19 protein-coding genes are annotated in these 21,542 nt (G+C 65.5%); 6 read left to right on the top strand and 13 right to left on the bottom strand.

Annotated elements, in window-relative coordinates; genetic code table 11:
• Positions 1 to 32: 32 nt before the first annotated feature.
• The 6 genes from HDG34_RS37355 to HDG34_RS37330 all read right to left on the bottom strand — a co-directional run bounded on the left by HDG34_RS37355 (position 33) and on the right by HDG34_RS37330 (position 7,794).
• Positions 33 to 767: a Crp/Fnr family transcriptional regulator gene (locus HDG34_RS37355; RefSeq protein ID WP_184068676.1), complete on the bottom strand. Its 735-nt coding sequence runs from the start codon at positions 765 to 767 to the stop codon at positions 33 to 35.
• A 627-nt stretch (positions 768 to 1,394) separates the two neighbouring features.
• Positions 1,395 to 4,085, bottom strand: coding sequence for a glycoside hydrolase family 2 protein (locus tag HDG34_RS37350; protein ID WP_184068673.1), 2,691 nt, complete (start codon positions 4,083 to 4,085; stop codon positions 1,395 to 1,397).
• A gap of 15 nt (positions 4,086 to 4,100) precedes the next feature.
• On the bottom strand, positions 4,101 to 5,174 hold the full coding sequence (locus tag HDG34_RS37345; protein ID WP_184068670.1) for a DUF1839 family protein: 1,074 nt from the start codon (positions 5,172 to 5,174) through the stop codon (positions 4,101 to 4,103).
• A complete protein-coding gene (locus HDG34_RS37340; protein ID WP_184068667.1) occupies positions 5,171 to 6,238 on the bottom strand; it encodes an amino acid--[acyl-carrier-protein] ligase in 1,068 nt (355 codons plus the stop codon). The genes HDG34_RS37345 and HDG34_RS37340 overlap by 4 nt, the downstream gene beginning before the upstream one ends.
• A complete protein-coding gene (locus tag HDG34_RS37335; protein WP_184068664.1) occupies positions 6,239 to 7,546 on the bottom strand; it encodes an acyl-CoA dehydrogenase family protein in 1,308 nt (435 codons plus the stop codon).
• Positions 7,543 to 7,794 (bottom strand): acyl carrier protein, encoded by a 252-nt coding sequence (locus HDG34_RS37330; RefSeq protein ID WP_090804328.1) that lies wholly within the window; start codon positions 7,792 to 7,794, stop codon positions 7,543 to 7,545. The genes HDG34_RS37335 and HDG34_RS37330 overlap by 4 nt, the downstream gene beginning before the upstream one ends.
• Before the next feature lie 367 nt (positions 7,795 to 8,161).
• Here HDG34_RS37330 and HDG34_RS37325 point away from each other — a divergent pair, with 367 nt between their 5' ends.
• Positions 8,162 to 8,695, top strand: a complete 534-nt coding sequence (locus HDG34_RS37325; RefSeq protein WP_184068661.1) for a GNAT family N-acetyltransferase — start codon at positions 8,162 to 8,164, stop codon at positions 8,693 to 8,695.
• Between the two features lie 98 nt (positions 8,696 to 8,793).
• Here HDG34_RS37325 and HDG34_RS37320 read toward each other — a convergent pair whose 3' ends face one another.
• A complete protein-coding gene (locus HDG34_RS37320) occupies positions 8,794 to 10,263 on the bottom strand; it encodes an oligosaccharide flippase family protein (RefSeq protein ID WP_184068658.1) in 1,470 nt (489 codons plus the stop codon).
• Positions 10,264 to 10,731: 468 nt separating this feature from the next.
• On the opposite strand from HDG34_RS37320, the gene HDG34_RS37315 reads away from it, so the two are divergent.
• The 5 genes from HDG34_RS37315 to HDG34_RS37295 all read left to right on the top strand — a co-directional run bounded on the left by HDG34_RS37315 (position 10,732) and on the right by HDG34_RS37295 (position 16,191).
• A complete protein-coding gene (locus HDG34_RS37315) occupies positions 10,732 to 12,591 on the top strand; it encodes an alpha/beta fold hydrolase (RefSeq protein ID WP_184068654.1) in 1,860 nt (619 codons plus the stop codon).
• A 136-nt stretch (positions 12,592 to 12,727) separates the two neighbouring features.
• Positions 12,728 to 13,870 carry a sugar phosphate nucleotidyltransferase gene (locus tag HDG34_RS37310; protein WP_184068651.1) on the top strand — a complete coding sequence of 381 codons (1,143 nt, stop codon included), beginning with the start codon at positions 12,728 to 12,730 and terminating at the stop codon, positions 13,868 to 13,870.
• Positions 13,870 to 14,103 (top strand): hypothetical protein, encoded by a 234-nt coding sequence (locus HDG34_RS37305; protein WP_090804338.1) that lies wholly within the window; start codon positions 13,870 to 13,872, stop codon positions 14,101 to 14,103. Before HDG34_RS37310 ends, HDG34_RS37305 begins: the two co-directional genes overlap by 1 nt.
• A gap of 140 nt (positions 14,104 to 14,243) precedes the next feature.
• Entirely contained in the window at positions 14,244 to 14,963 is a 720-nt protein-coding gene (locus tag HDG34_RS37300; RefSeq protein ID WP_184068648.1) for a FadR/GntR family transcriptional regulator, read from the top strand.
• A 181-nt stretch (positions 14,964 to 15,144) separates the two neighbouring features.
• Positions 15,145 to 16,191, top strand: coding sequence for a Gfo/Idh/MocA family protein (locus HDG34_RS37295; RefSeq protein WP_221309382.1), 1,047 nt, complete (start codon positions 15,145 to 15,147; stop codon positions 16,189 to 16,191).
• 34 nt (positions 16,192 to 16,225) lie between these two features.
• Here HDG34_RS37295 and HDG34_RS37290 read toward each other — a convergent pair whose 3' ends face one another.
• From HDG34_RS37290 to HDG34_RS37265, 6 genes are all read right to left on the bottom strand, one after another.
• Entirely contained in the window at positions 16,226 to 16,885 is a 660-nt protein-coding gene (locus HDG34_RS37290) for an amino acid ABC transporter permease (protein WP_184029308.1), read from the bottom strand.
• A 194-nt stretch (positions 16,886 to 17,079) separates the two neighbouring features.
• The gene (locus HDG34_RS37285) at positions 17,080 to 17,874 is read right to left on the bottom strand and encodes a cystine ABC transporter substrate-binding protein (RefSeq protein ID WP_090805719.1); all 795 of its coding nucleotides are present in this window, start codon (positions 17,872 to 17,874) and stop codon (positions 17,080 to 17,082) included.
• A gap of 105 nt (positions 17,875 to 17,979) precedes the next feature.
• Positions 17,980 to 19,002 carry a quinone-dependent dihydroorotate dehydrogenase gene (locus tag HDG34_RS37280; protein WP_184068645.1) on the bottom strand — a complete coding sequence of 341 codons (1,023 nt, stop codon included), beginning with the start codon at positions 19,000 to 19,002 and terminating at the stop codon, positions 17,980 to 17,982.
• Between the two features lie 125 nt (positions 19,003 to 19,127).
• Entirely contained in the window at positions 19,128 to 19,961 is an 834-nt protein-coding gene (locus tag HDG34_RS37275) for an arginyltransferase (protein WP_184068642.1), read from the bottom strand.
• 101 nt (positions 19,962 to 20,062) lie between these two features.
• Positions 20,063 to 20,800 (bottom strand): leucyl/phenylalanyl-tRNA--protein transferase, encoded by a 738-nt coding sequence (gene aat, locus HDG34_RS37270; RefSeq protein ID WP_184068639.1) that lies wholly within the window; start codon positions 20,798 to 20,800, stop codon positions 20,063 to 20,065.
• 9 nt (positions 20,801 to 20,809) lie between these two features.
• Positions 20,810 to 21,355, bottom strand: coding sequence for an NUDIX hydrolase (locus HDG34_RS37265; protein WP_090804352.1), 546 nt, complete (start codon positions 21,353 to 21,355; stop codon positions 20,810 to 20,812).
• Between the last annotated feature and the right edge of the window lie 187 nt (positions 21,356 to 21,542).

The raw sequence follows: 21,542 nt of genomic DNA, 5'->3' as shown, positions 1-21,542 counted from the left end.
AAATCGACCCCGGTCATCTAGCCGCGTGCCGCTTATTCGACGGTCTCGGCCTGGCGCAGTCGCGGCAGCAGACGATCGAATTCGCGTTTCACGAGGCCGTAGCATTCGCACGCGCGGGCTTCGAGGCCCTTGCGGTCGAGCACCTTGATATGACCGCGGCTATGATGAATCAGGCCTTCGTCGTGCAGCTTGCCGGCCGCTTCGGTGATGCCTTCGCGGCGCACGCCGAGCATGTCGGCAATCAGCTGCTGCGTGACGATCAGATCGTTCGACGCCACGCGGTCCACCTCGATCAGCAGCCAGCGGCACAGTTGCTTGTTGAGCGAGTGATGGCGGTTGCACGCGGCGGTCTGCGCGACCTGGGTCAGAAGAGCGTGCATATACAGCAGCATCAGGCGGCGCAGAAAGTCGGAGCGCGCGAACTGCTGCTTGAGCGCCTGCGCGCTCATCCGGTAGGCGAAGCCCGCGCATTGCACCTGTACGCGGTTGGGCATGGTTTCGCCGCCCGTGAGGACCGGCACGCCGGTCATGCCTTCGCGGCCGACCGCGGCGATCTCGACGGAGCTGCCGTCTTCCATCGTCGAGAGCATCGAGATGATCGCGGTGGTGGGGAAGTACACATGATGGATCCGTTGACCCGAGTCGCATAGCAGTTGCTCGGTGCGCAGATGAACCAGTTCGAGGTGGGGAGCTAGTGCCTGCCATTCGTGCGACGGCATTGCGCCCAGCAGATGGTTACCGTGCAAATCGGATTGAAGTGTCAACATGATCGGTCCTCGCATGAAAGTCGCGCCTCGCGCGACTCTCTCCGTTTATTTGATCCGATGCCCGCATCCTCGGGAGTGGGCTGCCCGGCGAGCAGCCTGGATGAACACATCGGCCCCGTTTTAGGCCTGTCTGCCACCGCCTCTGTTGTTGCGCTCGTGTGCGGTGACACTCTGTTGCGTGGAGGTAGTAGCGAGGACCGTGCCAACGTTAGGGAAAACGCCTGCTGATGCGGCGCAGCGAAGAAACCCGGAGCGCGTCGGGAGAGTAAAAGCGGCTTTTTGTTTCAGTTCTGCACACCCCTGCCGGATGGGGAATGCATCGTATGAAAGCTTCGGGTTTGGGCGAATCCCTTGATATCAAAGGCTTCACGGCCAAAAACTGGGTGCTGTCGAAGCTGTCTCAGATTTGAACCTGGCGCCGCATGCACGTTTTGAAGCGCTCCTCGTGAAGTGCCGGAAATGATTCAGAAGTGTTAAATGGAGTGCGTGCGCTGTCGCACGTAAGGCCTCTCAAAGCAGGCAACAGTCGCGTTCGAGCCAACAGTGAGCGAGCCGGGCAGACAGTTCGAGACCTGCGAAGCGAGCTTTGGGGCGCTTCGCGTACGTGCGACTAGTTCGGAATGACCACTAGCCGTAGAAGATGGCGGATAGCGCATTGATCGCGCGGACTTCCCCCTGGGGTGCCCCGCATGTTTCATCCACTTTAAAGGCCGCGTTTGATGCAGGAGCAACGAGTTCTTGCGGCGACGCCGCGAAGGCGGTCGGCAGCAGCGGTTCGAGCGCACGCAGCGGCACGATACAGCGCCGGTTCGGCGCGAGATGGAACCAGTCGCGCACCGCGCGATAACGAGGGTCAATGATATGAACGAAGCGCGCAAAGCGCTTCGTTTCGATCGCAAGCTGCCAGCCGCTGCCGTCGCCACGACGTTCGACCTCGACGGTCATACCGAGGTCATCACGCGCGTGCACGCTACGCTCGGGCAGATGAAACGCTTCGGACACGATCTCGCCACTCGCGGCATCGTAGAGCGTTGCAATCGTGACATCGTGCGCGCGTGGGCCGAAGCGGTACGCATGCGTGAAATCGAAGAACTGGCCCAGATGCGCGGCCGCACTGATGCGTTGCAGGCTGCGCGGGGCAAGCGTCAGCGCGCGTCGCGCGGAAGTGACCTTCACGCTGCCGTCGCGCAGACAGACCAGTTCGAGTTCGCCGCAAAACGTTTGTGCGCGCTCGTTGATCAGATGAATATCGAGGCCGTTCAGGCCTTCGTCGGTGAGCGTGATCTGCAACGGCTGCAGTGTCTGCGCGAAGCCGTGCAGCGCGCTTTTCGGCCGTCCCGTCGCGTCGATCACGCCCCAGCCCGCGCCCGCGCGCAGATCCTGCAACTGCCACACGAGGCCGCCGCCGCACGACGAGCCCGCGCGCCGCCACTCGGCGAACACGTCGCCGATCAGCTCGGCAACCACCGCGCGCGACAGATCGAGATAACGCGCCGCATCTTCATAGCGCAAGCGCGCCGGCTCGACGCCGTAAAGCGCCTGCAAATAATGATCGCGCACGTCGTCGAAATCCCAGCCTGCGCCAGGATCGCGCGGCACGGCGGCTTTCCAGCGCGGATCGTGCGTGTGGATCGTGCCGAGCGCGTCGTGCAGCGTCGCCTCGTCGGGGACGTTGGCGAATGCCAGGCATTCGGCCGCGAAGCGCACCTGCGCGCGGCGCACGTCGGCGAGCGGGCGCTGATACGCGCCGACGCCGTAGTAGTGCGTGACGCCCTCGTTGGTCGAGAACGGCCACGCGCCGCCCGATGGCGAATTGCTGACATAGGGCACGTCCTCACGTTCGCGCGCGACGAGCGCGGGCAGCAGCTCGGTAAACAACGCTTGCGCGCGCTGCGCCGCGGGCAGTCCGAACATCGCCGCCTGCTGGTCGACCTCGCTGCCGCCGCACAGCACCGCGAGCGAGGCAAAGCGACGCGTGCGGCTCAGGAACTGGCTCGCTTCGCGCTCGATCAATGCGCTGAACGCAACATCGTTCGGGTAGTCGAAATTCGCCAGCGCGAAGTCCTGCCAGATCAACAGGCCGTACTCGTCGGCGAGCGCATAAAACAGATCGGACTCATAGAGCATCGTGCCGCCGACGCGCAGCATGTTCATGCCAGCGGCGCGCGCGAGCTCGAACGTATGGCGCAATTGCGTTTCGGTGCCTGCTAGCGTGACGAGATCGGCGCTGGTCCAGCACGCGCCGCGACAGAATACGGGCACTTCATTCACGCGCAAGGCGAAACCCGCAGCATCGGCGCCGCGGTCCACTTCGATACGACGAAAGCCGATCGAGCCCAGAGACTGAGAGATCACGTTGCCGTCGACGAGCTGCAACGTCAGAGGATATAAAGTGGGCTCTCCATGCGTATGCGGCCACCAGCGTTTCGCGTGGGGCACGCGCACGTCGCCGGTGAGTGTATATGCATCGTGCCATTGCAAAGACGAAACATGGTCGCCGCAAGAAAGTGTCGCGCGGCAGGCCGCGACGTCGTGGGGGCGTACGAAACGTAAAGTCAACGAAACAACCCCATCCTCTTGCTCGAGCCGGCTGGTCAGATCAATCGTGTCGAATGCGTGCGGCGCGTCGCCGAGCATTTCGATCGGACGCCACGGGCCGACCGTCTGAATCGACGGACACCAGCCGGGCATATGGCCGAGCAGCGTGGTGCGCACGTTGCGAAGCGTCGGCGGCGACACGAGCCGCGGCCGCCAGCGCGCACGCGAGCGTTTGGCCGCCAACGCTGGCGTCAGTGAGCGAAAGCACAGCACGAGCGTCGCGCGGCCATCCAGGTCGATATCCAGATCATGGGCGATGAACATCGATGCGGACTCGAGCCGCTTCACATCGTCGAGCCACACTTGCGCGAGCGTCGCGAGTCCATGAAAACGCAAGCGGCGCCGCCCCGTACCGATCAGCGTGACGCGATACCAGTGATCGTCGAATGCGAGCGGTGGCGGGTGATCGACATCGAGCAGACCGGCGGCGAGCCGCGCGCTCGCGACGGTGCCGGGCACCTGCGCGGCGAGCCAGCCTTGCGCGGGCAGATCGGCCGGCGACTCATAGGCGTGCGGCGCGGTGCTCAGACAGGCCCAGCCGGTGTCGAGCCGTTGCGGCCATAGCGAGGGCGCGGCGCGGGCAGTGCCTGCATGATGCGCTTGCGCGATCGCGCCGGTCGCGCGCGCACGGCCAGCATCGCCCTCGTCAGCGGGCGGATCGAGTGTCGATACATCCACGGTCAATTCCCGGAAAAACCGCGCGGCACGAAATGCGCGCAACCACGCATCACCGTATTAGCGCACCAGAGCGGCCAGCGGTGGCAGCGTTTTTTCATAAGCGCTTTCAAGCACGTCGAAGCAGTCTTCGCAGGTATCGAGACGGCCGCGCGCGATCGCGCGAATGAGCCGGAACTGCATCACCATCGACTCCGACGCGATGCTTTGCGCGGCGGCCGGTATCGTCGGCGGGATCTCGAAGCCTTGCGCGAACAGCCACTGCAGATACTTCGACAGGAACTCGAAGTTCGCGCCGAGCTGCCGCATCAGATTGAACGAGTACAGATGGAAGTACGCCTCGTCGCGCTCGAACAGCGTATCGAGATGCGCGGGAAACGCGGCACGCCATTGCGAAATCGGATTGGTCAACGGACGCCGTTCCAGATGCGCGCACAGTAGTTCCGCCGACGCCTCCGCGAGCGCGGTGCCTTCGAGCGCGGGCCGCGCCTGCTTGGCGAACTCGACGTAGGGAAACAGCAGATCGGGCTGCGCGGTGAAATGCGGCAGCTTGCGAAACACGCCGTCGTAGTCGTCGCCCTCGAGCCGGTGGTAGCCGGTGTTGTGGAAATAGCCGAGGCGGCGCGCGGCGGTGTCGACGAAGTCGATGCCGATCGTGGTCTTCGGATGCTCGCGGCGATACGAGGTCGCGCGCGTATCGGGGAGGTAGTAGCCGTCGACCTCGACTAGCACGGTGTGGCCGCGCAGCGTCTGCGCGAGCACGCGTTCTTCGAGCGAGTCGTAGATCGCGAGCTCCTGCACCTGGGTGCCATACAGACGGTCGAGATCATCGAGCGGAAACTTGAAGAACGTGAATTGATCGCCTTCGAAATCCTGCGTGACCGTGAACGCGAGCGCCGCGCGCGGATCGAGCCCGAAGCCGTGCAGCAACTCGATCCACAGATCGACATAGCAGTTGGTCTCCTGCCACACGCGTTCGCCCTGATGCAGCGCGTGCGCTACGTGTTCGCGCAACTGCGTGCCGGCACCGGGCACCGCGTGGGTCTGCTGATGCGTCGGCGGATCGCCTGCGCGTCGCGGCAGCGACGAGTTGGCGAGCGCGCCGGCAAGCGCCGAAGTCGGCGATGGATTCATGCGCGCTCCCCGGCGACGGTCGCGGTTTGCGTAGATTGCGCCGCCTGCAGCGCATCCGCGACGCGGGTCTCGGTATCGCCCCACAGCAGCGCGCGCACCTCGTCGGGCCACGCGTCGACGTCGAGCCCATGATGACGGAACAGCGCGAGCGTGATGCGTTCCATGCCGAAGCCGACACAGCCCGTATGCGCGGTCGCGCCGTCTTCGCAGGCGATCTTCCAGATCGCGCCGAAGTGGTCCATGTGATAGTTGAACGACAGGCAGGCCGTCTTGCCGCGCGGATCGGCGACCGCGATCAGCAACTCGAACTTGAGCGCCTGCGCGCGCTGACTATCGGCGACGATCTTGCCGCCGCGGCCGAAGAACGGATCGTTCGCGAGATCGACTTCGACCGGCAAGCCTAGCAGCTTCACAAGCAGCGAGCCGCGCTCGATCCACATCTGCCGGAACGCCATCACCTGCTCGGGGCTGCCGAGACGCACGTATTCCCGTTGACGGAACATCTGCATGCGGCCCGGATCGAGCGACGGCTCATGACGGAAGCAGTACGACAGCACGTCGACGGTGTGGCCGTCGGCGGGCAGCGCGCCGCGCCGCGCCATCACCGGATAGATCGGATAGCAGGCGGCCGGCGTCAGCACGACGCGCGTCGGTTTCTGTTGCGCGAGCCACGCGTCGCCGCGGTCGTCGTCGCTGTCGGCCATCGCATCGTCGAGCGCGCGCAGCAGACGGTGGTGGCCCATGTCGTCGCCGCAAAACGAATGGATGGTGCCCGCTAGATTCGGAAAGCTCTTCAGGTATTCGCTATCCTCGAAGTCGATGCGGCGCATCGCGGGCGGAAAACGCAATACTTCGGCTTGCTGATCTTTACCCAGCTGCGTAATCGCGAGGTTCAGTCGCTCGATCACGTCCTCGAAAACCTGGCTGCGGCCATACAGTCCGTTTTCACCGGTGTCGATCAGCAGGCCGGCGGCCAGCATCTCGTCGCGCAGCGTGAGCGAAGGCCCCACGTCCGTGGCGGCGGCGGCCGCGGCGATAGCGGCGGTATCGGTCATCAGCTTCATTCAGGGTCTCCCCGGCGCGGCAGGACGTTGCGCGAGCAGCAGACTCGCGGTGTTCTGCGCGATACGGTCGTTATTGATCATCAAGGGCGCCGAGTGCAGGTCGCGCAGATGGCGGCCGACGCTATAGGGCGTGCCGTTCTTGTAGCCCGCCATGCCGCAGATCATCAGCACTTCCTGTACCACCTGCAGCGCGGTGGTCGAAATGCTGGTCTTCAGCGTGTTCATGTCCGACGCGAAACCGAGCATCGCCGCGAGCGGGGCGTCCGCCTGGGTCGCGCCCTCGCGTGCCTGATGCGCGGCGCGCGCGGCCTCCAGCGCGACCGATAGACGCGCCTGCATCATCTGCAGCAGCCCGACCGCTTCGGCGAGCCGCAGGCCCGCCGGCGGCATCGTGCCGGGCTTCGCGCGCGCCTGCGCGCGGAAGAACGCTTTCGCGCGATTGACCGCGTCGACGGTGATGCCGGTCCATACCGAGGCCCACAGCGTGTGCGACACGGGCAGCATGGTCTGATCGGCGATGTCGGCGAACGGCGTCGCGAGGATCTGTTCGGCCAGTCCGGTCGCGACGAGCCGGAAGCCCTCGCTGCAGGTGCCGCGCATGCCCATCGCGTCCCAGCCGCCGCGCCGCTCGAGCTGCGTATCGGCGCGCAGCGCGACGATCAGCACCTGGTCGGACGCGGCCGCGTCGGCGGTGCGCCGCGCGGTCACGAGGATGCCGTCGGCGTGCGCGCCGTACGAGATCGTCGGGGCGAGCTTTTCGATCCGAAAACGCGCGCCATCGAGCTCCACCGAGCACGCGCTCGTGCGCATGTTGCCGCCGATCGTCTCTTCCGACGTCGCCGACGCGAGCAACCATTGCTGCTCGGCCAGTTGTGCAAGCAGGCTCGCTTGCCAGGCGGAGGCGCCGCGATGAGAGTCGATGCACGCGACCTGGATCTGATGCATCGCATAGATCATCGCCGTCGATGCGCAGCCCTGCGCCAGCGTTTCGCAGATCGCACCGATATCGGCAAGCGACAGGCCCGCGCCGCCGAAAGCGGTCGGCACCATCGCCGACAACAAACGCTCGGCCTTGAGCGCGTCGAACGCCTCGACCGGAAAGCGCGCCTCGCGGTCCACGGCGTCCGCGTACTGCGCGGCGATCGCCGCGCAACGATGCGCTGCAGCACGCCATTCGGGACCGGTATCGAGCGCGCTCAGCGTCCCGGTGGCAGCGCCCCGGCCGTCGCCGGTCCGGGCGTCAGTAGCCGAGTTCGAGGCCGCCCCGCAGGCCGCTGCGGCGGCCTGATCCAGCAGCGGCGCACTCATGCTGCCGCCTTGGCCTGCTGCAACTCCGTCATCGCGGCGGCCATCGAGTCGATGCTCGAGAACAGGCGGCGCGTCAGCATACGGTCAGGAATTTCGACGTTGAATTCGTCTTCCATGGCAAGCATCAGATGCACGGTCGCGAGCGATGAGAGTCCGGCAGCATAGAGGTCGGCGTCGTCGGCGAGGCTTTCCAGCGGGACATCCAGGCGTGCGGATTCGGACAGGATGCGTCTCAATGCAGTTTTCATGCAGTGCTCCCTTATGGTCAAAGGTCTGCCGATGGGTACCGGGGTCGAATGACGTCGGCACCTGATTTTCGTGTGTAGTTTCGTGCGGTGCGAAGACCGCGGCGTGCGTTCGCGATGGTGCAGTGCAGTGTTGCAGGCGGGCCTGCGTGAAGCCATCTGCGATACCGGGCGAACGTGGCAAGGCTGCGCTTCGTTGGCTCGTATTTAAGGATCGTCAACCCCGAGCGTCAGTGCGATGGCGCACGGAAACACATCTTTAGCGCACGTTACCGTGTAGTCGATGATGAGGGACCGTCATGGATCGGCCTGCCGTCGCGCACGGCAGGCATCGCCGGACCCGCCGAAAATTTTGACAGCCGGGGGCGTGATGAACTGGAAAACGCTGGAGTTCGATCAGCTATCTGCACGTGAGTTGTATGTCGTACTGCGTGCGCGCAGTGCGGTATTCGTCGTCGAGCAGTCGCATGTGTGCCTCGACGCGGACGGTCGCGACGAGCAGGCCTTGCATGTGTTCGCGGTCGAAGACATGGCGCGGCCGATGCCGGTGCTCGCCTATGCGCGGGTGCAGCCCGGCGATTCCGAAGATCCGGAAGTGACGATCGACAAGGTGCTGACGAGTCCGCTGCGGCGCGGCGACGGCACCGCCGAGATGCTGATCGAGCGTGTGCTCGAAGCGGTCGCCCAACGCTGGCCGGGCCGCGCCACGCGCGTGAGCGCACCGCTTGGTTTGCGCGGGTTCTACGAGCAGTTCGGCTTTCGCAAGACGGAGGGACCGTACCTCGAACACGGTATGCCGTTCATCGGTCTCACGCGTCAGGTGCGCGGCGCTCAGGCGCGCTTCGGTCCGAGGCGCCGCGAGCGCGACGGCGCACCGTTCGTCAATACGTTCGAACTGTTGTGATGCCGGGTCGGCTGGGTACGTGTTTTCAGCCTTGGCATCCAGGTCCACCGACCGTGAACGAGCGGTGGACCGGCGTCATTGATTGCGCGCGCCGGGACTCAGCCTCGTGCCCGTCCGGACGACGGCGCGCAACGCAGCCAGAGCCTGTAAAGCGCGTCGCGCAACTCGCTCGACCCGCGCAGCGACATGCCGAAGTTCGCCGCGCTCAACGCGAGCGCGACGACGATCGCCAGCAGCAACGCGCTGATCGAATCCGCAAGCGCGAGCGCGACGAGCAGAAACGCGAGATGCGCGAGCATGTTGCGCACGATCGTCCATGCATGCAGCCCTGAGAACGCGAGCAACACCGAGTAATCGAGCAGCACCTTCAGCACGACGACGACCGCCGCGCCCATGATGCCGAACCAGTGGATGCCGCACCATAACGCGCCGGTAAAGAACGGCAACTGAAGCCAACTGACGCTCGCCACTGCCACGGGATGGGTCTGCGCCTGCAACAGGCTGCCGAGGATGCTCGACTGGCCGCTCAGCCACACGCCGAGGATCAGCACGCTCGCGACCGGCGCCGCGGCGGCGAGCTGCGGTCCGAGCCACAGCAGCAAAAACGGCTTCAGGGCGAACAGCGCGATGATCACGCATGGCGTAAATGCTCCGTTGAGAAACGCAAGCGCGTTGTGCGCGAGCGCATCCGCATCCTCGCGCGACGCCGCCGACAGTCGCGGAAACAGGGTGCGCACCATAGCGAGCGGCAGCAGGTTCAATCGATTGATCAGGTTTTGCGGCGTTGCGTAGTAAGTGACGAAGCGCGCGCCGAGCAGTCCGCCGATGAACACGCGGTCGAGCGTCGACGCGATCATGTTGGCGCCGGAAAACATCAGCAGCCAGCGGCCGTTGCGGAACAGCCCGATCATCAAGCGCCATTGCGGCATCCGCATACGGCGAATGCCGAGCGCGCGAATGGCGGCCACGCCCAGCATCAGGCCGCCGACGAAACGCGCGATCACGGCGGCTGGAATCGCGATCGCCAGTGACGGCGAAAAGCAGAGGACCGCCGCGATCGGCAGCAACTGGAACAGCGCGGTGCCGAGCGTCTGGTTGATGTTGTAGCTCGTGAAGCACTCGACGCCGGTAATCGCGCCCGCGAACACCCAGGTCACGTTCGCGATCGGCACAGCGACCGCGATCCACGGCAGGCTCGCCATCACTTCATGCTGGAACGTCGGCTCGATTTTCACGCCGTAGGTGATGTAGACAATGGCTCCGGCATAGATCAGCGCGCCGCCGATGATGCCGGTACCGAGATTCATGAACCACGCACTCCAGAAAATCGGTTCGATCGAATCGTCGCTGGCCGCGCGAGCCTTGGCGATCTGGTTTTCCGTCGCCAGACTGGTGCCCAGATCAAGGACGCTGAAGTAGCCGATCAGCGCCCACACCAGATTGATCACCCCGTAACGCTCGGCGCCCAGCAGATGAATGTAGGTGGGCACGGTCACGAGGGAAACGAAGGTCGGCGCGACGGCGCCGGCAAGGTTGATGAAGATGTTCCTGACGATGCTTCGTTCCATGTTCCATTGCCGGGCCGGTGAGAAGGGCCGCGCGGACATACGCGGCGGCATCAACGCGTCGCAGGTCTTGCATCTTGCCCCCGGGCGCCGCGTGACTGTGTGGGTGGCCGTACAGATAGCCGCGATCGGCAGGGGGTTAAATGGCAAAGCTCATAGGGTAGCGCAGTGGTTAGCCACGAGCCGGCCGCGCGCACCGCATTGCGGAGCATTCCTAAGCGCGCCCGCGCCGTCTCCATCACGTAATGCTCGCGGCACGCTGCACGCAGCCGCCGGCATCGACCACAGCGCATGACCGACGCGATCCGCCGCGTGTCGGTCCACACGCGGGGCATGCTGCACTGCACAGCACGCTCATCGACACACGCCAGCGCAGCGCGATTCGGAACCCAAACTAATGTGGCGCGACGCACATATGCGCGAGAGCACCTTTGTTGTAATCATTTGAAAAGGAAGAGTAAGGAGCGGACCGTGAGACCCATCGTCTTCGACGGCAAATTCGGCTGGTTGCATCCAGCGAACGGCCCGGATGGCGTTGTGATGTGTTCCCCGTTTGGCTACGACACGCTGTGCACGTATCGCGGCATGCGCCGGCTCGCCGAGCGCCTCGCCGCGCGCGGCATGCCGGTACTGCGCTTCGACTACCCGGCGACCGGCGATTCAGCCGGCGACCCGACCGACGCCGGCCTGTGGCGCGCATGGATCGACAGCGTCAAGCAGGCGGTCGCGCAACTGCGCGAGGCGACCGGCGTCGAGCGTGTCAGCGTGTGCGGTCTGCGTCTCGGCGGCATGCTGGCCGCGCTTGCCGCGCAGGAACTTGGCGATGTGCACGGTCTCGTGCTGATGTCGCCGGTGCTGTCGGGCAAGACTTACCAGCGCGAATTGCGCGCGCATTACCGGCAGTGGTTGAACGATCCGGCCGCGATGGATTGCGTGGTCGAGCCCGATACCGACGAGTTCGTCGAAGCGTATGGCTTTCGCATGTATCGCGACACGCTGCAAAGCCTGCACGCGGCGGATCTGTATCGCGCGACGAGCCGGCCGGCCGCGCGCGTGCTGCTGCTCGATTCACTGAACCCGGCTCGCGCCGGTGCGCTCGCCGCGCATTACAGCGAACATGGCGTCGAGCTCGAGCGTCACCCGTTCGACGAATACAGCCGCTTCATGATGGAACCGCTCGAAAGCGAAATACCGCACGCCGCGTTCGAGACCATCGAGAACTGGCTGCTGGCGGGGAGCGCGCAAACGGCCCAAACGGCCCAAACGGTGGCGCGCGTGCCCGAGCGAGGGGAAGAGCCGGCGGGCGGCCACTATGTCGCGCCGAGGCTGCACGAGACGCCGGTGTGGCTGAATGAGGGCAAGGTGTTCGGCATCTACTGCCGGCCCGACGGCGCCGCGGCGGCGCGCGCCCCGGCGGTGCTGCTGCTCAATACCGGCGCGGTGTCGCGGATCGGCAATGGGCGTTTCGGCGTACATTTCGCGCGGCGTCTCGCACGCCAGGGGATCGCGTCGCTGCGCATCGACGTCCGTGGTGTCGGCGACAGCATGCCGTCGTGCGACACGTTGAGCCTCGACGCGCTGTACTCTCAGTCGAGTGTCGGCGACGCCGCGTACGCGTCGCGCTGGCTTGCCGCGCGCGGTCATGCGGGCGCGCTGCTGCTCGGCATCTGCTCGGGCGCCTACACCGGCCTGCATGCGGCGATGCGCGAAGCGGCGGTGGTGGGCGCGGTGATCGTCAACGTGCAGAAGTTCAGATGGCGTAACGTCTGCGACGAACACGGCAAGCCGATGATCCCGGTGTCCGCGTTCGGCTCGACGCGCAACTACATGCGCTCGATGAAGCAGCCGGGCAAATGGCTGCGCGTGCTCAAGGGCGAGACGGGCGGCTGGGGCCTCGTGCGCGAGCTGGTGGTACGCCAGCTCGCGCGGACCGGCGAAACGCTGGCCGACCGGATCGAGCAACTGTGTGGCCTCGAATTCGGCGCGCGTGACGAGCGGCATCTGTTCGCGAACCTCGAAGCACGGGGCGTCGACACGCACCTGGTGTTCGGTGTGCTGGACGAAGGCGTCGAGGAGCTCGAGCGCTACTTCGGCGTGCGCGGCACGCGGCTCGCGCGCTTCACGCGCATTCACGTGGCCTTCTGCAAGCACACCGATCACGCGATCCTGTCGTCGGTGGCGCAGGAAAACATCATGTCGTACGTCGAGAACGTCTATCGCGGCGGCTTCACGAAGCTGCGTCAGCCCGACAGCGCGGCGCTCGACGGCGAGCTGCACAGGCACGATGAACATCGCGCCGCGGGGGCGTTGCGTCCGTTCGGAGAAGCATAGGGAGCACGCGGACAGACAGGGGCGCCCAGGCCGCAGCGTGCGTCGCGCGCATACGACTGAACACGCTTGCGACCACGAGGCACTTGCTGGCGTCATGCCGGCCCGTGAACAGGATCTGGATTCGACAGGATCGCAAATGAATCGAATGGTAGAACCAGGTAATCCGCCCGCGCCGCAGGCTGGGACCGCCGCCGCGCTGCGCGAACTGACCGTGCAACCGGTGATTCTCGCGAGCGGCTCCGGTACGAGGCTGTGGCCGCTGTCGCGCGAACGCAATCCGAAGCAGCGGATCGGGCTGATGGGCGACCAGTCGCTGCTCGAAGCGACGCTGCGCCGCCTCGACGACGCGTTCGACCCGGCCGCGCCCGACGCGGCCCGCACCACGCCGCCCGCCGCGCCGCTGGTGGTCTGCTGCGAGGAACTGCGGCTGCCGACGCTCGAGCGCGTCGAGCAGTACCGAAAGCCGGTGCGCATACTGCTCGAACCGATGGCGCGCGACACCGCTCCGGCGCTGACCGTCGCGGCGCTCGCCGCGCGCGCGCATGCCGCGGCCGGCGACGATCCGATCCTGGTCGCGCTGCCCGCCGATCATCCGATCGCCGATCAAGCGGCGTTCGGCGCGGCGCTCAACGAAGCGCTCGCGCATGCTTCGCGGGACGCGATCGTCACGCTCGGCGTGCCGCCGCAGCGCGCGGCGACCGGCTACAGCTATATCCGCACCGCCGCGGCTTTGGGAAACCGGGGCGCGCGGACGATCGAGCGCTTCGTCGAGAAGCCCGATGCCGAGCTGGCCGAGCGCTACTTCGCGTCGGGCGAGTACTGGTGGAACAGCGGCATGTTCGTGGTGCGCGCGTCGGTGTGGCTCGACGCGATCGGCCTGTGCCGTCCGCTGATCGCGGCGGCCTGCAAGGACGCATTCGCAGGCGCGAGCATCGACGAGGCCGGCGCGCTGCATCTCGCGCGCGACGCGTTCGCCGCGTGTCCGTCCGACTCAGTCGACTATGCGGTGATGGAGCGCATCGGCACCGACGCGCGTCTCGTCGGCGTGACGGTGCCGTTCGACGCGGGCTGGTCGGACACCGGCGCCTGGGACTCGGTGTGGGACGCGTCGAGCAAGGACGGCGACGAGCGCTTCCTGCTGTCGGAGAATCAGTCGACGTTGATTCCGCTGGGCGTCAGGCATCGGCTCGAAAATGCTGGCAAGACGCCGCTGGAAATCATCGAGGTGCAGTCGGGCGGCGCTCCCGGCGAAGACGACATCGTGCGCTTGCACGGCTGATGGACGCCGAGCTGTTCGGCGTCAGCGTGCTGTCGGAGGCGCAGGAGCCGATCTTTGTTCGCCGGAACACGCAGGCGTCCGACCACGTCCGTGCAAATCAGACAATTTCATCACGCCAACGTGCGAATGCGCACAATTCAAACCCCACAACGCAGGCACGCTTTGACGAGCGAGCTTTGTGCCTGGCGAAACAGATGGCGTTACACGAACGAAACAAATCTTCAGAGGGATAACCCTGTCAGGAAGTGTCCCACTGGCGCATCCGTTTCGAAGCTTGCAACGTATCGAAAAACGATTCTATTGGCATAACAGATACGTACGGGCCCTTCAATCAACAGGCCACGCGGGGTCAACACCGCTTCGGGGATATGTCATGGAACACGCAAACAAGGATCGCTCGTTGGTGAGCAAAGTCATGGACGGGCTCGTCAGCGGCATCGTCGAGGAAAAATACGGCGCGATTCTGCCGCCGCAGGATGTGCTGTCGAAGGAATTCGATGTGAGCCGCACCGTGATGCGCGAGGCGCTATCGATGCTGCTCGCGCGCGACATGCTCGACGTGCGGCCGAAGATCGGCACGCGCATCCGGCCGATGAGCGACTGGCGCATGATCGACGAGGACGTCGTCAATTGGCGTTTCCGCGCAAAGCCCGATCCGATGTTTCTGCGTGACGTGATCGAGTTTCGCATGCTGATCGAACCGCGCGCGTCGGCGCAGGCGGCCGCGCGCGGCAGTGCCGCGGAAGTCGCGGCGATTCGCGAGGCGTTCGAGGCGTTTCGCATGATCCGTCCGGGCGAGGCCGGCTATCAGGAAGCCGACGAGCTGTTCCATACGCGCATCGTGATCGCGAGCGGCAACCAGTTCTTCAAGCAGATGGCGGCGATCATTCGCGGCGCGCTGTCGACCCTCAATCCGATCGTGCACGACCGGGAAGGGCTGTGGGAGAGTGCGATCGCATCGCATCAGCGCGTCATCGAAGCGATCGAGCGGCGCGATCCGAAGGAGGCCGAGATCGCTGCGCTCGCGATGATCGATTACGCGGCCGAGGAGGTCGGCGGGCGGTTTTCCGCGGAGCCGCCGGCGCGGGTTTGAGCGTGATTGCGAGCGCGGACTGAGCGTATGTCAATGTCCGGCGGGAGCGGCGGGGTGGGGTGTCGAAGGTCGGTGCGCGGCAGTGATGCCGCATGGTTCGATTGGCCGGGTTCGCCGCGTTCGCAAGCGGCATCGGTGACAATAGCGGCTGTTCCGAACCGCATGGACCTTTGCACACACGATGACAGATACGACAGCGGCACCGCACGCAGCCAGCACCCAACCGACCGATCGGGCAGCGCAGGACACCGCTTCATCGCGCGAGATCCGCTGGGGGATCGTCGGCACCGGCCGGATTGCGCGCCGCTTCGCGCAAGGGCTCGCGTTCGTGCCGCGGACGCGGCTCGCGGCGCTGTGGTCGCGTCGCGTGGAACCGGCCCAGGCGTTCGCCGATGAATTCGGCGGCGCCGTCTGCGACAGTTTCGACACTCTGCTCGCGAGCGGCATCGACGCGCTCTATATCGCGACGCTGCAGGACAGTCACGCCGACTATGCGATCGCCGCGTTGCAAGCGGGGCTGCACGTGCTGTGCGAGAAACCCGCGTGTATCAATCGTCCGCAGCTCGAGCGCGTGCTCGACTCCGCGCGCGCTTCGCAACGGCTCTTCATGGAAGCGATGAAGCCGCCGTTCTATCCGCTCTACAGAAGGTTGCGCGAGCACCTCGCGGCCGAGCCGATCGGCGAGGTCGGGCTCGTGCGCGCGGGCTGCTCGGTGCCGGGCGTGCCGGCCGATCATCCGTCGCTGTCGTTCGAGCATGCGGGCGGCGCGCTGCTCGATATCGGCATCTACGAGATGTTTCTCGCGGTCGACTGGCTCGGCGCGCCACGCGACGTGCAGACCTTCGGCCGGCTTGGCGCGACCGGCGTCGATACGTTCGCGAGTCTGAACAGCCTGCACGAGCGCGGCGGTATCGCGCAGCTATTCTGCGGGCTCGATCTGCATGGCAAGGGCGATGCGCTGCTGATGGCCCAAGGCGGTCACGTGACGCTGCACGAGCCGTGGTGGAACCCGTCGCGCGCGACGATCCGTTATGCGGATGGCCGCGTCGTCGAACTCGACGAACCGTTCGAAGGCGGCGGCTTGAACTACGAGACCGCGCACTTTTGCGAGCTGATTCGCGCGGGTGTGCTGGAGAGTCCGCTGATGCCGCACGACACGTCGCGACAGATGATCGCGATGGGCGACGCGGCGCGCGCGGCGTTGGGGCTCAAGTTCGCTGGGGAATGAGCCGCTGGGGCCAACGAAAGGGAGTGGGCGGCGCTCAGTGCCGCGTAGGCAGCGACAGCCGCCGCTCGTACCAGCGCTGCGCCCACTCGAGCACCTGACACAGCACCCAGTACACGGCCGCGGCCGCAAGATAAAGCGGCAGCGGCTGGTAGGTCGACGCGATGATTTCCTGCGCGCTGCGCAGCAACTCGGTCACCGTGATGACGGACACGAGCGAGGTGTCCTTGATCAGGCTGATCAGGCTGTTCGACAGACTCGGCACCGCGATGCGCAGCGCCTGCGGCGCGATCACGTAGCGCAGCGTCTGACGCCGCGACAGCCCGAGGCTGTAGGAGGCGAGCCACTGGCCCTGGTGGATGCCCAGAATCGCGCCGCGCATGCTCTCGGACAGATACGCGGCGACGTTCGCCGACAGCGCGATCACGCCGGCCGGCGTCGGATCGAGCGAAATGCCGAAGCTCGGCAGACCGTAATAAATCACGAAGATCTGCACGAGCAGCGGCGTGCCGCGCATCACGCTCACATAGACGCGCGCGATCCAGTTCAGCGGACGGCTGTGGCTGATGCCCATCAGCGCGAGCATGGCGCCGCCGATCAGGCCGAAGATCATCGACAGGATCGCGAACTTGATCGTCAGCAGCGCGCCTTGTGCGAGCACCGGCAGCGATTGGAGCAGCAGGGATGTGATGGACATGGGCATTGTTCTTATTGACGCACAAAGCGCACATCATAAACTTTGGCGCGCGTTCAGGCGCGGGCCGCGCGATGCGGCTCGGGGTATACGCGGCGCGCGGTTCGGCTCCCGCGGCTCTCGCAACTCGCGTGGGCCGCAAAAGCGCGAAGGGCGGCATCGTGATCGATGCCGCCCTTCGTTCGACTCCACGCGTGTTACTTGATCGGCTTGCTGACGTCGATGCCGAACCACTTGTCCGAGATCTTCGTGAAGGTGCCGTCCGCTTCGAGCTGGGTCATTGCGTCGTCGATCGCCTGCGCGAACTTCGGGTTGCCCTTTCTGAACGGAATGCCCGACGGGTTGCCCGGGCCGACGTTCGCGCCGGTGCGCAGCGGCAGGTTCGAGTTCTTCAGCAGGTACGCGAGCATCAGACGGTCGTTCAACGCCGCGTCGAGCCGGCCGGCGGCCAGATCACGCAGGTATTCGGGTGCGCCCGGGTAGGTCTTCACGTCGATGCCCGGCACTGCCTTCGCCATGTCCATGTAGTTCGTGCCGAGACCGACGCCGAGCTTCTTGCCCTTCAGGTCTTCGAGCGAGGTGAACTGGCGCGTGTCGTTCTTGCGCTGGATCAGTTGCGCCGCCGAGTACGTGTACGCCGGGGAGAAGTCGAGCGTCTGCTTGCGCGCGTCGGTGATGCCGACCTGGTTGACGATCACATCGAACTTGCCCGCCTGCAGACCGGCGATGATGCCGCTCCACTCGGTCGTGACGAACTCGGGCTTCACGCCGAGCCTGGCCGCGACCGCCTTGGCGATGTCGACGTCATAGCCGACCAGCTCGCCCGACGGCGCTTTCGAGTTGAACGGCGGGAAGGTGCCTTCGAGACCGATGCGCAGCGTGCCGCGCTGCTTGACCTGGTCGAGCAGGTCTTCCGCGTGCGCGGTAACGGCGCTCAGCGACGCGCCGATCAGCGCGGTGGCGAGGAGTTTCTTCAATAGGCCGAATTTCATCGTGTTCCTTGTACGTCTGATGTTTTGACGGTCGAGAGCATAGCAAACGAGCCTATCGCAACCTAAATACCGTTTGTTTATGTCTATATGCGGCGGCGCGGATGCCTAGCGCAACGCCTGCGCGCATTCGGCGACGAGCGCCGGACCGCGGTAGATGAAACCAGTATAAAGCTGCACCAGCGACGCGCCGGCCGCGAGCTTCGCGCGCGCATCGTCGCCCGAGAAAATGCCGCCGACGCCGATGATCGGCACCGCCTCGCCGACTTCGGCGCGCAGCTTGCGGATCACCTCGTTCGACGCGTCGAACACCGGCTTGCCCGACAGGCCGCCGGCTTCGTCAGCATGCCGCATGCCGGCGACGGCGGTGCGCGAGAGCGTAGTGTTGGTCGCGATGACGCCTTCGAATTTGTGGCGCAGCAAGGTGTCGGCGATCGACTTGACCTGCTCGTCGCCGAGGTCGGGCGCGATCTTCAGTGCGAGCGGCACGAGCTTGCCGTGCATGTCGGCGAGTCTTTGCTGCTTGTCTTTCAGCGCGGCGAGCAGCGCGTCGAGTTCGTCGGCGCCCTGCAGCTGGCGCAGGTTCTTCGTATTCGGCGACGAAATGTTGACCGTCACGTAGCTCGCGAACGGGTACACGCGCTCGAGGCAGTACAGATAGTCTTCAGCGGCGCGCTCGATCGGCGTGTCGGCGTTCTTGCCGATATTAAGACCGAGGATGCCGCGATAGCGCGCGGCCTGGACGTTCTTCACGAACTGGTCGACGCCGGCGTTGTTAAAGCCCATCCGGTTGATCACCGCGTTCGCCTGCGGCAGCCGGAACATGCGCGGACGCGGATTGCCCGGCTGCGCGCGCGGTGTCACGGTGCCCACTTCGATGAAGCCGAAGCCGAGCGCCGCCAGACCGTCGATGCACGCGCCGTCTTTGTCGAGGCCCGCCGCGAGTCCGACCGGGTTTCGGAACGTCAGGCCCATCAGGGTGCGCGGCGAATCCGGCACGCGCGACGCGAGCGCGCCGGCGAGGCCGGTGCGACCGGCGGCGCCGAGCATGCGCAAAGTCAGATGGTGAGCGTCTTCCGCGTCCATGCGAAAGAGTTGGGCGCGAACGAGCGGATAAAGGGAGCTGAGCACGGGATGAAGCCGGACGGCCGGAAAATGGGAACCCGCTATTTTACCGGCTTTGGGCTTTGATGAGACTGGTGGGGGCGTTGCCGGCGACGCAGGACCCGGCAACGACTCGACGGACGGCGCCTCGACTACGGCCTGAGCGGCCCGCGTCGTCCATGCATCGCGAAATCGACCGGCGGCAGGTCGATGCTGGCCGGATCGAGCACGCGCCACGCGCCGTCGATCAAGCCTTCGAGCGGCCGGAAATTCGCCTTGTACGCCATTTTCGGGCTTTCGCGAATCCAGTAGCCGAGATACACGTAGGGCAGGTTCAGGCTGCGCGCCTGCTCGATCTGCCAGAAGATGTTGTAGGTGCCGAAGCTCGCGTGCGGCAGGCTCGGCTCGAAGAACGTGTACACCGACGACAACCCGTCGCCGAGGATATCGATCATGCTGATCATGCGCAGCGCGCCCCGCGCGTCAGGTCGCCCATCGGGCTGCAGCGGCGGTGGCTCACGAAACTCGACGAGCCGCGAGTTGATCCGGCTTTGCAGCAGGAACTGCTCGTACTGGTCGCGGCTGTCGCGATCCATGCCGCCGCCCGCGTGGCGCGCCGACTGGTAGCGCATATACAGCGCGTAATGCTCCTCGTCGTAGTGCAGCGGCGCGACGGTCGCGATCAGGTCGCCGTGCTTTCTCCATACACGCCGCTGCGTGCGGTTCGGCTGAAAACGCTCGACCGGCACGCGCACCGGCACGCACGCGCGGCAGCCGTCGCAATACGGGCGATACGTGAACACGCCCGAGCGCCGGAAGCCCGCCTTGACGAGGTCGGTGTAGACGTCCGAATTGATCAGGTGACTGGGTGTGGCGACCTGCGAGCGCGCGATGCGGCCGTCCAGGTAACTGCAGGGATAGGGCGCCGTTGCATAAAATTGCAGCGCGGAAAGCGGAGAAAGAGGCAGCTCGTTGGGATGAGTCACGTTGGCAGCTCTCGAAGCGTCTCTGGTAATGCAAACCCGGCACGCCCGGCGGTTGATGCCGCTATTCGATGGGCGGCGGACCGGATTCGGCCTGATTTTTCCTACGCCGCCCGCGCGAGGATGTCGAGCAGGGCGGTCTTGTCGAAGCGCCACGGGATAGCCGGCGCGCCGACAGACGCGCGAACATGCGCGACAAACGCCTTGCGCGCTATCTCGCGGCCGCCGAGCGACGCCAGATGCGACGTGTTCTGCTGGCAGTCTATCATTTCTATTTCGTGACGTCGCAAGTGGCCGACCAGCGCGGCCAGCGCCATTTTCGAGCCGTCGGTGACGTCGGTGTACATCGATTCGCCGAAGAACATCCGCCCGAGCGACACGCCATACAATCCCGCTACACGCTTGCCCTCGAGCCAGGTTTCGATGCTGTGCGCGTCGCCCAGGCGGTGCAGCGACGAATAGGCTTCGACGACGTCGGCGGTGATCCACGTGCCGCGCTGACCGTGGCGCGGCGCCTGCGCGCAGGCGCGCATCACGGCGGCGAAATCGTGATCGACGCGGATTTCCCACGCGTCGTCGCGCAACACGCGCTTGAGCGTCTTGCGCAGCGATGGCGACACCTTGAACTCGGCGGGGCGCAGGATCATGCGCGGATCGGGGCTCCACCACAACACCGGCTGGCCGTCCGAATACCATGGGAAGATGCCGCGCCGATACGCGTCGATGAGGCGCGACGGCAGCAGATCGCCGCTTGCCGCCAGCAGACCGGGCGCGCCGCTCGCGGCGCCGAGCGCGCGCTCGACGGGCGGAAACGGGTCGTCAGCTCCGAGCCAGGGAACCATGCGCGCCGCTCAGCCTTCGCGCAGGGAGCGGAAGATGTCGCCGGTATGCAGGCCGAAACTGCCGGCCGCGCGGTCGGCGAAAAAAAAGCGCAGCGTCTGGCCGACGGTCGGAAACGCGATCTCATCCCACGGAATCTCGTGCTCCTCGAACAGCTTCACTTCGAGGCTTTCCTCGCCGGCGACGACGTCGAGATCGAGCAGCCGCGCCATGTAGAACAGATGTACCTGATGCACGTGCGGCACATTCAGCAGCGAAAACAGGTTCTGCACCTCGACGCGGGCGCCGGCTTCCTCGAGCGTTTCGCGCGAGGCGGCTTCGGCCGTCGTTTCTCCCATTTCCATGAAGCCGGCGGGCAGTGTCCAGTAACCGTAGCGCGGCTCGATCGCGCGACGGCACAGCAGCACCTTGTCGTCCCACACGGGAACGGTGCCGACCACGTTACGCGGATTCTGATAATGCACGGTGCCGCAACTGCCGCATACGAAGCGCTCGCGATTGTCGCCCGGCGGAATGCTCAGACTGACGCCGTGGCCGCAGACAGAACAGAATTTCATTGGAAAGGGGACGAGAAAGGGTGATAGGAGTTTATCACCGGGGCGAGGGATTACTGAGGCGCCGACAGGGGCTGCGCGAGACGACGTCCAAGGCGGCGAGCGCCGTCGTGTCCGACATTGATTGACAGTCGATTTTTGGATGCGCTGATGGCATCGGTCCTGATGGTTGAGATGGAGGCCACCGCGT

This window comes from Paraburkholderia sp. HC6.4b (genome assembly GCF_014200875.1).
Lineage (GTDB): Bacteria > Pseudomonadota > Gammaproteobacteria > Burkholderiales > Burkholderiaceae > Paraburkholderia > Paraburkholderia tuberum.
Note: the sequence above shows the minus strand (reverse complement) of the source record. Positions and strands in the feature narration are given on the sequence as shown.